The 12,444-nt window shown below is 71.4% G+C and carries 10 protein-coding genes; 2 read left to right on the forward strand and 8 right to left on the reverse strand.

Features of this window, described 5'->3' with window-relative positions; translation table 11 throughout:
• Positions 1-345 precede the first annotated feature (345 nt).
• The 8 genes from ABZT93_RS32750 to rsmI all read right to left on the reverse strand — a co-directional run bounded on the left by ABZT93_RS32750 (position 346) and on the right by rsmI (position 8,870).
• Positions 346-1,038 carry a response regulator transcription factor gene (locus ABZT93_RS32750; RefSeq protein WP_356111511.1) on the reverse strand — a complete coding sequence of 231 codons (693 nt, stop codon included), beginning with the start codon at positions 1,036-1,038 and terminating at the stop codon, positions 346-348.
• A 211-nt stretch (positions 1,039-1,249) separates the two neighbouring features.
• Positions 1,250-3,046: an ABC-F family ATP-binding cassette domain-containing protein gene (locus ABZT93_RS32755; protein WP_356111513.1), complete on the reverse strand. Its 1,797-nt coding sequence runs from the start codon at positions 3,044-3,046 to the stop codon at positions 1,250-1,252.
• A 49-nt stretch (positions 3,047-3,095) separates the two neighbouring features.
• The gene (locus ABZT93_RS32760) at positions 3,096-3,995 is read right to left on the reverse strand and encodes a 4-(cytidine 5'-diphospho)-2-C-methyl-D-erythritol kinase (RefSeq protein WP_356111515.1); all 900 of its coding nucleotides are present in this window, start codon (positions 3,993-3,995) and stop codon (positions 3,096-3,098) included.
• A complete protein-coding gene (gene rsmA / locus ABZT93_RS32765) occupies positions 3,992-4,897 on the reverse strand; it encodes a 16S rRNA (adenine(1518)-N(6)/adenine(1519)-N(6))-dimethyltransferase RsmA (RefSeq protein ID WP_356111517.1) in 906 nt (301 codons plus the stop codon). Before rsmA ends, ABZT93_RS32760 begins: the two co-directional genes overlap by 4 nt.
• Before the next feature lie 54 nt (positions 4,898-4,951).
• Entirely contained in the window at positions 4,952-6,334 is a 1,383-nt protein-coding gene (locus tag ABZT93_RS32770; RefSeq protein ID WP_356111519.1) for a ubiquitin-like domain-containing protein, read from the reverse strand.
• A 111-nt stretch (positions 6,335-6,445) separates the two neighbouring features.
• Positions 6,446-7,330: a TatD family hydrolase gene (locus tag ABZT93_RS32775; RefSeq protein WP_356111521.1), complete on the reverse strand. Its 885-nt coding sequence runs from the start codon at positions 7,328-7,330 to the stop codon at positions 6,446-6,448.
• Positions 7,331-7,376: 46 nt separating this feature from the next.
• Positions 7,377-7,775 carry a hypothetical protein gene (locus ABZT93_RS32780; RefSeq protein WP_356111523.1) on the reverse strand — a complete coding sequence of 133 codons (399 nt, stop codon included), beginning with the start codon at positions 7,773-7,775 and terminating at the stop codon, positions 7,377-7,379.
• A gap of 246 nt (positions 7,776-8,021) precedes the next feature.
• Positions 8,022-8,870 carry a 16S rRNA (cytidine(1402)-2'-O)-methyltransferase gene (gene rsmI, locus ABZT93_RS32785; RefSeq protein WP_356111525.1) on the reverse strand — a complete coding sequence of 283 codons (849 nt, stop codon included), beginning with the start codon at positions 8,868-8,870 and terminating at the stop codon, positions 8,022-8,024.
• 85 nt (positions 8,871-8,955) lie between these two features.
• Between rsmI and ABZT93_RS32790 the strand changes: the two genes are divergently transcribed.
• Both ABZT93_RS32790 and ABZT93_RS32795 read left to right on the forward strand, forming a co-directional pair.
• Positions 8,956-10,692 (forward strand): phospholipid carrier-dependent glycosyltransferase, encoded by a 1,737-nt coding sequence (locus ABZT93_RS32790; RefSeq protein WP_356111527.1) that lies wholly within the window; start codon positions 8,956-8,958, stop codon positions 10,690-10,692.
• A gap of 124 nt (positions 10,693-10,816) precedes the next feature.
• Positions 10,817-12,439, forward strand: coding sequence for a penicillin-binding transpeptidase domain-containing protein (locus tag ABZT93_RS32795; RefSeq protein ID WP_356111529.1), 1,623 nt, complete (start codon positions 10,817-10,819; stop codon positions 12,437-12,439).
• Positions 12,440-12,444: the final 5 nt, after the last annotated feature.

The following is a 12,444-nucleotide window of genomic DNA, read 5'->3' on the forward strand; positions in this document are numbered from 1 at the left end:
GAGGCCGAGATCGAGAACCTCAGGCACCTGGCGGAGGTCCTCGCCGACCCACGCCCCTAGGGGGTTGCAGTCAGCCGCGCCACGACGGGCCGTTGGCCGCGTACGGCGCGCAGGGGACGGGGTGGGGGGTGTCCGCCCGCAGCGGCCGGCGTCCGTTACCGAGCCCCTGCTCAAGGGGCCGAGCCGCCGGACCGAGGACGGATACCCCCCACCCCGTCCCCGTCCCCGACCCACCACCGAACCGAACGCGCTGCACAAGCCCCCACCGGAGGAGCAGCTGCGCCGCAGGCATTCAGGGGCGCGGGGAACTGCGCACAACGCCCGCCCCCACCGGACCCGCAGTCGTCACGGTCCGGCAACCGGCGGCTGCGACACCGGGCCCGCCCGGTCCAGCAACCCCGTTCGCGCGGCCAGTGCCGCCGCCTCCAAACGAGAGCCCACGCCCAGTTTCATCAGCACCCGCTGCACATGAGTCCGGGCCGTGGACGGCGCTATCCCCATCCCCGCCGCGATCAGCCGCGTGTCCTCCCCGTCGGCCACCCGCACCAGCACCTCCACCTCCCTGGGCGTCAGCATCTGCAGCAACCGCTGCCCCTCGTCGTCCGGCTGGGCCGCGGGATTCAGCAGTTCGCTGAACGCCCCCTGAAGCAACTGCGGAGCAACCGCCGCCTCCCCCGCCCGAGCCTTCATGATCGCCCGCTCGACGCCCTCGATCCGCTCGTCGTGCCGCACATAACCGGAGGCCCCCGCGGCGAAGGCGGCGGCGATCCCCCGAGGACTGGGCACCGGTCCCAGCACCAGTACCGCCACCTGCGGCCGCTCCCGCTTGATCTTCACGACCGGATCGAACATCCCCGGCTCGGCCGGCGTGGCCGTCCCCAGCAGGCACACCTCGGGCGCCCGGCTGATCACCAGCTCCGCCGCCCCCGCGGCAGGCGCCGCCGCCGCGAGCACCCGGTGCCCGCGCAGTTTCAACGCCGAGGCCAGCGCCTCGGCGAGCAATCGGTGGTCGTCGACCACCATGAGCCGAACTCCCATCGAGCAACCCCCCAGTCCCCCCAATGGATCCGCGTGACTGCCCCACTATGGATGCCCACCGATCCCCCCGGACAGGGCCCCCTCCCGGCTCCCCCGCCCTTCATGCCCCCGGAAGCTACACGCTTGTTCGACGTTGCGCTTCCCCTACTGGTGAGAAGTGCCCCGGATCGATGGAATTTCTGGGTTTCGCCTCATTCGCGGTTGAAAGACCTCACGCGTCCTCGGCGAGCTCCAGCCACCGCATCTCCAGCTCCTCGCGCTCCCCGGCGAGGTCGCGCAGTTCGGCGTCGAGGGAGGCCACCTTGGCGAAGTCGGTGGCGTTGTCGGCGATCCGGGCGTGCAGCTTCGTCTCCTTCTCGGAGATCTTGTCGAGCTGCCGCTCGATCTTCTGGAGCTCCTTCTTGGCGGCCCGCTGATCGGCGGAGCTCCCGGCGGGCTTCTCCACGACGGGCGCCGAGGCGGCCGCCGCCTCCTCCATCCGCTGCCGTCGCTCCAGGTACTCGTCGATACCCCGCGGCAGCATCCGCAGGGTGGCGTCCCCGAGCAGCGCGAAGACCCGGTCGGTGGTCCGCTCGACGAAGAACCGGTCGTGGGAGATGACGACCATCGAGCCGGGCCACCCGTCGAGGACGTCCTCCAGCTGGGTCAGCGTCTCGATGTCGAGGTCGTTCGTGGGCTCGTCCAGGAACAGCACGTTCGGCTCGTCCATCAGCAGCCGCAGCAGCTGCAGCCGACGCCGCTCACCACCGGACAGATCCCCGACCGGCGTCCACTGCTTCTCCTTGTTGAAGCCAAAAGTCTCGCAGAGTTGCCCGGCGGTCATCTCGCGCCCCTTGCCGAGGTCGACGCGCTCCCGCACCTGCTGGACGGCCTCCAGCACCCGCAGCGCGGGGTCGAGTTCGGCGACCTCCTGCGAGAGATAGGCCAGTTTGACGGTCCGGCCGACCACGACCCGTCCGCCCACCGGCTGCTTCTCGCCCTCGGTCCGCGCCGCCTCGGCCATGGCCCGCAGCAGGGACGTCTTCCCCGCGCCGTTGACCCCGACGAGGCCGATCCGGTCACCCGGACCGAGCTGCCAGGTCACATGCTTGAGCAGCACCTTCGGGCCGGCCTGGACGGTCACGTCCTCCAGCTCGAAGACGGTCTTGCCCAGCCGCGACGACGCGAACTTCATCAGCTCGCTGCTGTCCCGCGGCGGCGGCACGTCCTTGATGAGCTCGTTGGCGGCCTCGACGCGGAAGCGCGGCTTGGACGTACGCGCGGGGGCGCCCCGCCTGAGCCAGGCCAGCTCCTTGCGGACGAGGTTCTGCCGCTTGGTCTCCTCGGTGGCGGCGATCCGCTCGCGCTCGGCACGCGCGAAGACGTAGTCGGAGTACCCGCCCTCGTACTCGAAGACGTCGCCCTTCTGCACGTCCCACATGCGGGTGCAGACCTGGTCGAGGAACCACCGGTCGTGGGTGACGCACACGAGCGCGGAGCGCCGCTCGCGCAGGTGCTTGGCCAGCCAGGAGATGCCCTCGACGTCGAGGTGGTTGGTGGGCTCGTCGAGGACGATCAGGTCCTGTTCCTCGATGAGCAGCTTGGCGAGGGCGATACGGCGTCGCTCGCCACCGGAGAGCGGCGCGATGACGGTGTCGAGGCCCTGCGGGAAGCCGGGCAGGTCGAGCCCGCCGAACAGCCCGGTCAGCACATCGCGGATCTTGGCGTTGCCGGCCCACTCGTGGTCGGCCATGTCCCGGATGACCTCGTGCCGCACGGTGGCGGCCGGGTCGAGGGAGTCGTGCTGGGTGAGGACCCCGAGGCGCAGTCCGCCGGAGTGCGTGACGCGTCCGGTGTCGGCGTCCTCCAGCTTGGCGAGCATGCGGATCAGGGTGGTCTTGCCGTCGCCGTTGCGGCCCACGACGCCGATGCGATCGCCCTCGGAGACGCCGAGCGAGACACCGTCCAGCAGGGCACGGGTGCCGTACACCTTGCTGACGTTCTCGACATTGACCAGATTGACGGCCATTTCTCTCCTGCCCAGGGGGATCGATCGACCCTCCAGGGTAGTCCGACCGCTAGGGCCCTATCACCGTCGCACCCGGCACCGGCCCCGACGCCGTACGCACCGTCCGGCAGGTGCCGGAGGCGCGCAGCGCGTCCGCGATCTTCGTCGCCGCCCCGGCGTCGCGGGCGAGGAAGGCCGTGGTGGGGCCCGACCCCGAGACGAGCCCGGCGAGGGCGCCCGCGGCACTGCCGGCCGCGAGGGTGTCGGAGAGTTCCGGGAAGAGCGAGAGGGCGGCGGGCTGCAGGTCGTTGGAGACAGCGGCGGCGAGCGCGTCCGGGTCGCCTCCGGCGAGCGCGTCGAGCAGCTGCTCGGAGGCGACGGGCGCGGGGACGTCGAGGCCCTCGGTGAGCCGGTCGAACTCCCGGAAGACGGCCGGGGTCGACAGCCCGCGCTCCGCCACGGCGAAGACCCACGCGAAGCTGCCGCCGACCTCCAGCGTCCTGAGCTTCTCCCCGCGACCCGTCCCGAGCGCGGCCCCGCCCACCAGGCTGAACGGCACGTCACTGCCCAACTCGGCGCAGATGTCGAGCAGTTCCGCACGGGAGGCGCCGGTCCCCCACAGTGCGTCGCAGGCCAGCAGCGCACCCGCGCCGTCCGCGCTGCCGCCCGCCATGCCGCCGGCGACGGGGATGTCCTTGGCGATGTGGAGGTGGACGGCGGGATCCAGACCGTGGCGCTCCGCGAGGGCGATCGCCGCGCGAGCCGCGAGATTCGTGCGGTCCAGGGGGACCTGCGCGGCGTCGGGGCCCTCGCAGGTGATACGGAGCTCGTCGGCGGGGGTCACGGTCACCTCGTCGTGGAGGCCGACCGCGAGGAAGACGTTGGCCAGGTCGTGGAAGCCGTCGGGGCGGGCTGCGCCGACGGCGAGCTGGACGTTGACCTTGGCGGGGACGCGGACGGTGACGCTCACTGCTCGACCGGCTCCTTCGGCGGCTGGGGGGTCGCCCCCCGGGATGACGCGGCCTCCGCGATACGCGCGAACTCCTCGACGGTGAGCGACTCCCCGCGGGCCTGGGGCGAGACCCCGGCCGCCACGAGGGCCGTCTCGGCGGCCGCGGCCGAACCCGCCCACCCGGCGAGCGCGGCCCGCAGCGTCTTGCGGCGCTGGGCGAAGGCGGCGTCCACGACGGCGAACACCTCGCGCTTCGACGCGGTCGTCCTGATCGGCTCGGTCCTGCGGGTGAGCGCGACGAGCCCGCTGTCGACGTTGGGCGCGGGCCAGAAGACGTTGCGGCCGATCGACCCGGCCCGCTTGACCTCGGCGTACCAGTTGGCCTTCACGGACGGGACGCCGTACACCTTCGAGCCGGGCGGTGCGGCGAGCCGGTCGGCGACCTCCGCCTGGACCATGACGAGGGTGCGCTCGATGCTCGGGAAGGTGTCGAGCATGTGCAGCAGCACGGGTACGGCGACGTTGTACGGGAGGTTCGCGACCAGTGCGGTGGGCGCGGGGCCCGGCAGCTCGGTGACGTGCATGGCGTCGGAGTGCACGAGGGCGAAGCGGTCCGCACGGTCGGGCAGGCGGGCGGCGATGGTGGCGGGCAGCGCGGACGCCAGTACGTCGTCGATCTCCACGGCGGTGACGCGGTCCGCGGTCTCGAGGAGCGCGAGGGTGAGCGAGCCGAGGCCGGGGCCCACCTCCACGACCACGTCGTCGTCCCTGACGCCGGCGGTGCGGACGATCTTCCGGACCGTGTTCGCGTCGATCACGAAGTTCTGGCCGCGCTGTTTGGTGGGGCGTACGCCTAGGGCGGCCGCGAGTTCGCGGATGTCGGCGGGGCCGAGGAGGGTGTCTGGGGAGGGGCTGCTCACGTGGACAGCCTAGCCGCGGGCCGGTGGCGGCTCGTCGCGCAGTTCCCCGCACCCCTAGCCGGGTCCCTGCAGGCGGGTTCCGCAGTGCGGCCAGGGGCTCGCTCCCCTGCGTACGTACAGCTTCTTCGCGCGGAGCGTCTGTTCCGCCGCGGGCGCGTCCTGGGGGCGGCCCGAACCCCCCAGCAGCTCCCAGGTCCTCGTGTCGAACTGGTACAGGCCGCCGTACGTCCCTGACGGGTCCACCGCGTTAGGGCGGCCGCCGGACTCGCAGTGCGCCAGGCCCTGCCAGTTCAGGTGGTCCGCGCCCCGCACGGACGTCGGCATCGGCTTCGTGCCCACCCTGACCACCTGTGCCCGGGGTTCCCGCACCGTCTCGACCCCGGTCCGCCGTGGCTTCTGCTGCACCCCGTTGACGGTCCGCAGGGAGTACGTGACCCGCCGCACCCCCGGCATCCCCGTCTGCTGCACGACCTCCGTGCCTTTGAAGAGGGAGTCGTCCTCGCTCCGCTCCTCCCGGAAGGGGATCAGCTCCTCGCGCACTTCCCTGCTCCCGGTGATCCGCAGCACCGTGACGGTCTGCCCCTCGCGGGGAAAGCTCCCGGGCGCCACCGAGGTGGTGTCCATCCCGCTCAGCGTGACCCCCGCCTCATCGACGGCCTCGGCCACGGTCGCCGCGTTGGTCCGGATCGTCCGCGCCCGGCCGTCGGCCATGATCGTCACGGTCCGCTCGGTCCGCACGTCCAGGGCGAGCCCTTCCCGCCCGATCCGCCGGGAGCGCGAGGTGGACACGTACGCGCCCTCCGCACGCACCCCGAGCTGTTCGAGCGCCCCGTGCACCGTCCGTGCCGTGGTCCACACCTCACGCCGGTGGCCGTCGAGCGTGAGCCGCAGGGGGCGCCCGTACCGCACCGCGACCTCGTCCCCGCTTTCGAGCCGTTCGCCGGGTGCGGGTGCGACCACGTCGTGCGCCCCGACCGTGACGCCCTCCTCGGCAAGCAGTTCGCCCGCGTCGTCCGCGAAGGTGTGCAGGGTGCGCGGCTTGCCGTCGACGGTGAGCTCGATCGCCTTGTCCTTGGCGACGAACGCGGTGGTGCCCCCGGCGAGGAAGGCGACGACCAGCGCCTGCGGGAGCAGCCGGCGCATGGCGCTGTCGGGGCGCTCCGCGTACCGGGTCCTGCGTCGGCGGGCGGCCCGACGGCCCACCGCGGCCTGCCGCGCGAGCGGTGGGTCCGGCATCTCGTACGCGGGCCGGTAGGTGTCCTCGTAGGGCAGTGTGCGTCCCGTGTCCGGCGCCCCGTACACCCCGTAGGCGAGCGTCTCGGTGGTGTCCGGACCGGTGGGCGGCATGCCGATACCGCCGTACGGCGAGGGTTCGTACGGCGCGGTCGGGCCGTACGTCTCGTAGGCCTCGTACGTCTCGTACTGCGAGTTGCTCACGACGACACGCTCCAGGGGTCCGGATCGGGCCCACAGAACCTAGCGGAGCGTTCGTCACTCTCCAAAGCGACCCGGCTACCCGGAGTTACGTTCGAGGGGAGTCGGTGACCGTCAGTACCCGAAAGCGCGTGCGGTGTTCGCGGCGAGTGCCGTGGCCAACGCGTCCTCGTCGATGCCGCGCACGGCGGCCATGGCGCGCACCGTGACCGGAATGAGATAGGGGGCGTTGGGCCGTCCGCGGTACGGCGCCGGTGTCAGGAAGGGCGCGTCGGTCTCCACGAGGAGCAGTTCGAGAGGCGCCACGGCCACCGCGTCCCGCAGGTTCTGGGCGTTCTTGAACGTGACGTTGCCGGCGAAGGACATGAAGTATCCGGCGGCGGCGCAGATCTCCGCCATCTCGGCGTCACCGGAGTAGCAGTGGAAGACGGTGCGCTCGGGGGCGCCCTCCTCCTTCAGCACGCGCAGGACGTCCGCGTGGGCGTCGCGGTCATGGATGACGAGCGCCTTGCCGTGCCGCTTGGCCATCTCGATGTGGGCGCGGAAGGACGCCTCCTGCGCCTCCTTGCCCTCGGGCCCGGTGCGGAAGTGGTCGAGGCCGGTCTCGCCGACGCCCTTGACCTGCGGGAGTGCGGCCAGGCGGTCGATCTCGGCGAGCGCCTCGTCCAGCGCCGGTGTGCCCCCCGCCTGCCGAGCGCCCTGCCTCGACCAGCCGTCGGGGTCGCCGTGGACGATCCGGGGCGCCTCGTTGGGGTGCAGCGCGACGGTGGCGTGGACGGCGTCGTACCGGTCCGCCGTCTCGGCCGCCCACCGCGAGCCGCGCACGTCGCAGCCGACCTGGACGACCGTGGTCACCCCGACCGAGGCGGCTTTCGCGAGCCCCTCCTCCACGGTCCCGTCCTGCATGTCCAGGTGGGTGTGGGAGTCGGCGACGGGCACCCGCAGGGGCTCCGGCAGCGGCGGGGCCGCGTTCTTCTCGCGCGGGCTGTTCGAAGGCATGCCCCGATCCTACGAAAGGGGCATGCCCACCCGGACGGCGGAGCGGTCAGCTCGCCTTGCGCTGAAACACGTGCAGCAGGTCCGCCAGGTGCCAGTGGTGGTCCTCGGCCGGCCCCTGGGCGCCGTCCCCGGCCTTCGGTGCCTCCACGGGCCCGGCGGGGGGCGCGGCGTGCTGACGGTGCGCCGCGTCACGGGCGGACGCGACCCGGCCGGGCCGCATGATCCGTACGACCTGGTGGTCGCAGTTCGCGCACGCGGGCTTGGAGAGCGGCGAGGGCACGACCCGTCCGTCCACCATGTACTGCACGAACTCCCGGCCGTCGCCGTCGATGTGGTGCTCTATCTCGTACGACTGCTCCCACCCGTGCCCGCAGCGCATGCAGGCGAAGGAGTAGGACTCGTTGACGACGGCTGTCGCACCGGGGTGCCCTGCGATCTCGCTCATGCCAGCTCCTGTGTGTCCGCTGGTTCGAAGGACGGGTACGTCCCTCACCCCAGTGGACGCCTCCCGGGACCCGATGGCGACAGGCCTGTCGACTGTTGGAGCCGATTTGGACCTTCCTTGCCAAACCGGCCCGCCAGGCCGCTCGGAGCTTTGCATTCCGAGACACCGCTTTGCACGCACATGGGGCGCACGCTCAGAAGTCATGCGCCCTGCTCAGAGGGGGTGTGACCCACCTCATGCAGGCCGTCAGGAAGTGGCGTTCTTCGCCGCGACGACCGCATCGAAAACGACCCTCTTGGGCACTCCGGCCTCGACGGCCACCGCGGCGATCGCCTCCTTGCGCCGCTCCCCCGCCTCCTCCCGCACCCGCACCCTGCGCACCAGCTCCACGTCGTCGATCTCCCCGGCCCCCTTTTCGGGCGCCCCCTCGACGACGACGGTGATCTCTCCCCGGACGCCGTCCGCGGCCCACTCGGCGAGCGCGCCCAGCTCCCCCCGCTTGACCTCCTCGTACGTCTTGGTCAGCTCCCGGCACACCGCCGCCCGACGCTCGGCCCCGAACACCTCGGCCATGGCGGCGAGGGTGTCGTCGAGCCGGTGGGGCGCCTCGAAGTACACGAGGGTGCGCCGCTCCTCGGCGACCTCCCGCAGCCGGGACAGCCGCTCGCCGCCCTTGCGCGGCAGGAACCCCTCGAAGCAGAACCGGTCGACGGGCAGCCCGGACAACGCCAGCGCGGTGAGGACCGCGGACGGCCCCGGTACGGCGGTGACCCGGACGTCCTTCTCCACGGCCGCCGCGACCAGCCGGTACCCGGGGTCGGACACCGAGGGCATCCCGGCGTCGGTGACGAGCAACACGCGTGCGCCGCCGAGGAGTTCGTCGACGAGTTCGGGCGTACGGGCGGCCTCGTTGCCCTCGAAGTACGACACGATCCGCCCCTTGGGCGTCACGCCAAGACCCTGGGTCAGCCGCCGCAACCGCCGGGTGTCCTCGGCCGCGACCACGTCGGCCCCGGCCAGTTCCGCCGCGAGCCGGGGAGGCGCGTCCGCGATGTCGCCGATGGGGGTGCCCGCCAAGACAAGGGTTCCAGTCACGTCCCCATCTTCCCAGCCGCGCCCCGAACCGGACGCATCCGCCCATGCACGGGACTCACACAGCGCCGTTCCTTACGATGGCGCGGTGACCAGTACCGCGTCCTCCACGGACACCCGGCAGGACCAGGCCCCCCAGGACCGGCGGCCGTCGTGGCAGCAGAGGCTGCGCCGTTTCGGCTACACGCCCGAGGCCAGAAGCGATGTGCGGGAGCGCCTGGTGCCGCCGTACGTCACACCCAGCCCGCGGATGTGGCAGGTCCTGGGCGTGCCCGGGACGCTCGCCGAGCGGCTCGCGCGCTGGTCGGGCTGGCTCGGGCCGCTGCTGGTGACGCTGGTGGCGGGGCTGATGCGGTTCTGGAACCTGGGCAGCCCCAAGAAGGTGATATTCGACGAGACGTACTACGCCAAGGACGCGTGGGCGCTCGTCCACCGCGGCTTCGAGCTCAGCTGGGGCAAGAACGTCGACAGCCAGATCCTGTCCTCGAACGGGCACGTGGCGCTGCCGACGGACGCCGCCTATGTGGTGCACCCACCGGTCGGCAAGTACGTCATCGGCCTCGGCGAGCTGATGTTCGGGTTCGACCCGTTCGGCTGGCGGTTCATGACGGCGCTGCTGGGGACGCTGTCGGTGCTGATCGTGTGCCGGGTGGGCCGCCGCATCTTCCGCTCCACGTTCCTCGGCTGCCTGGCGGGCGCGCTGATGACCGTGGACGGCCTGGCGTTCGTGATGGCGCGGACCGCACTGCTCGACGGTGTGCTGATGTTCTTCGTGCTGGCCGCGTTCGCCTGCCTGGTCATCGACCGCGACCGGGCCCGGGAGAAACTCGCGGCCGCGCTGCCGGTGGACTCGTACGGCCTAGTGCGCCCCGACGCGCACATCGCGGACACCCTGTTCCTGGGCTTGCGCCCCTACCGCTGGCTGGCCGGCCTGCTGCTGGGCCTCGCCATGGGCACCAAGTGGAACGGCCTGTTCTTCCTGATCGCCTTCGGCGTCATGACGGTGCTGTGGGACGTGGGCTCGCGCAAGGTCGCGGGCGCGCGGCACCCCTACATGGCGGTCCTCAAGTGCGACCTCGGCATCGCGCTCGGCATGGTGCCGGTGGCGGTCGTCACCTACCTCACCTCGTGGATCGGCTGGATCCTCTCCCCCGCGGACGGCACCGGCGGCTACTACCGCAACTGGGCGGCGACCGACGGCAAGGGCGGCAGCTGGACCTTCCTGCCCGACTGGTGGCGCAGCCTGATCCACTACGAGCACGAGGTCTACAAGTTCAACGTCGGCCTGTCCTCGCCGCACACCTACATGTCCAACCCGTGGAGCTGGATCCTCGACGCCCGCCCGGTCTCCTACTTCTACGAGTCCCCCTCGCCCGGCACCGACGGCTGCCCGGCCGACGCGGGCGAGAAGTGCGCGCGGGAGGTCCTGGCCATCGGCACGCCCCTGCTCTGGTGGGCCGCCTGCTTCGCGATCCTCTACGTCCTGTGGCGCTGGTTCTTCCGCCGCGACTGGCGCGCCGGTGCCATCGCCTGCGGGATCGCGGCCGGCTACCTCCCCTGGTTCAACTACCAGGAACGCACGATCTTCTTCTTCTACACGATCGTCTTCCTGCCCTTCCTCTGCCTGGCCGTGGCCATGCTCATCGGCGCCCTCCTCGGCCCGCCGCGCGCAAGCGAGACCCGCAGGGTGGCGGGCGCCACGGCGGCCGGCGTCCTGGTCCTCCTGATCACCTGGAACTTCATCTACTTCTGGCCGCTGTACACGGGAACAGCGATCCCGATCGACAACTGGCGGTCGCGGATGTGGCTGGACACGTGGGTCTAGCCGCCCGGCGTTCACAAGTGTGATTGAGCACCTGCTTCAACGAATCAGGAAACTCTCACCCCTGCTGTCACACCTCCCGCTTAGGCTGCCCACAACAACGGGGAATCGGGGAGGGGGCCAAACCATGGCCAAGGGGGTGAAGGTCGCTGTCGTCAGCACGGTGTTCGCCGTGATGGTCGGCGGGGCCGGATACGGGGCGTACAACTTCGTCTCGGCGTTGAGCGACGACGGCAGCGGCGGGGTCGGGGACGCCAAGCGGAGCGGGCCGCCCGGTGCCGACGAGATCAAGGAGACCTCCGAGGACTTCTTCGCCGCCTGGGAGAAGGGCGACGCGGCGAGTGCCGCGGCGTTGACCAACAACAGCACTGCGGCCGAGGCGCTGCTGACGGCCTACGGGGCGGACGCGCACATCCGTGCCGTGCACATCACGCCCGGCAGGGCGACCGGCGCGACCGTGCCGTACAGCGTGAAGGCGACGGTGTCGTACGACGGGAAGTCGAAGCCGCTGGCGTACACGAGCAAGCTGACGGTCGTGCGCGGGGTGAGCACCGGCAAGGCGCTCGTCGACTGGCAGCCCGCCGTGGTGTACCCGAAGCTCCAGCGGGACGACCGGCTCGTCACCGGCGAGTCCGCGAACCCCTCCATCGAGGCGGTGGACCGCGACGGCAAGGTGCTGACCAAGGAGAAGTACCCGTCGCTGGGCCCGGTCCTGGACGCCCTGCGCGAGAAGTACGGAACCGAGGCCGGCGGCACCCCCGGCATCGAACTGGCCATCAAGCACCCGGACCAGACGCCCGACACCTCGCTGCTGACTCTCGCCGAGGGCAAGGCGGGCAAGCTGGAGACCACGATCAGCGCGAGCGCCCAGGCGGCCGCCGAGAAGGCCGTGAAGCTGTACGGCCAGTCGTCGGTCGTCGCCGTCAAGCCCAGCACCGGTGAGGTGCTGGCCGTGGCCAACAACCGCACGGACAGCTTCAACGCGGCCTTCGAGGGCACCAAGGCCCCCGGCTCCACCATGAAGATCATCACCGCGGCGATGCTCATCGACAACGGCGTGACCTCGATGAACGGCCCGGCGCCCTGCCCGCCCGAAGCCGTGTGGCAGGGGCAGACCTTCAAGAACCTCACCGGCATGCAGCCCAACGAGGGCGCCTCGCTCGCCAACAGCTTCATGCGGTCCTGCAACACCGCCTTCATCAAGCTGATCGACGAGAAGCCGCTCACGGACGAGTCGCTGACGCTGGAGGCCCAGAACCGTTTCGGGATCGGCGAGGACTGGAAGACCGGCATCGTCTCCTTCGACGGCAAGGTGCCCGCCGTCAGCGGTCCGGACCGCGCGGCCAACGCGATAGGCCAGGGCCAGGTCCAGATGAACCCCCTGAACATGGCCTCGGTGACGGCCACCGCGATCACCGGCGCCTTCCGCCAGCCCTACCTGGTCTCGCCGAAGCTCGACGACCGCGAACTGGCCACCGCGAAGGGGCTGCCGTACAACACCGCCTCCCAGCTGAAGCAGATGATGCGGCTCACCGCGACCCAGGGCACGGCGGTCAAGGCGATGGCGGGGCTCGGCGGAGACATCGGCGCGAAGACCGGTTCCGCGGAGGTCGACGGACAGCAGGTGTCCAACAGCTGGTTCACCGGCTTCCGCGACGACATGGCCGCGGCGGCCATGACGGAGGAGGGCGGCCACGGCGGCGACGCGGCCGGCCCGATTGTCGCAGCTGTGCTACGAGCGGCAGGCTGAAGTCA

The organism is Streptomyces sp. NPDC005303 (assembly GCF_040607335.1).
GTDB lineage: Bacteria > Actinomycetota > Actinomycetes > Streptomycetales > Streptomycetaceae > Streptomyces.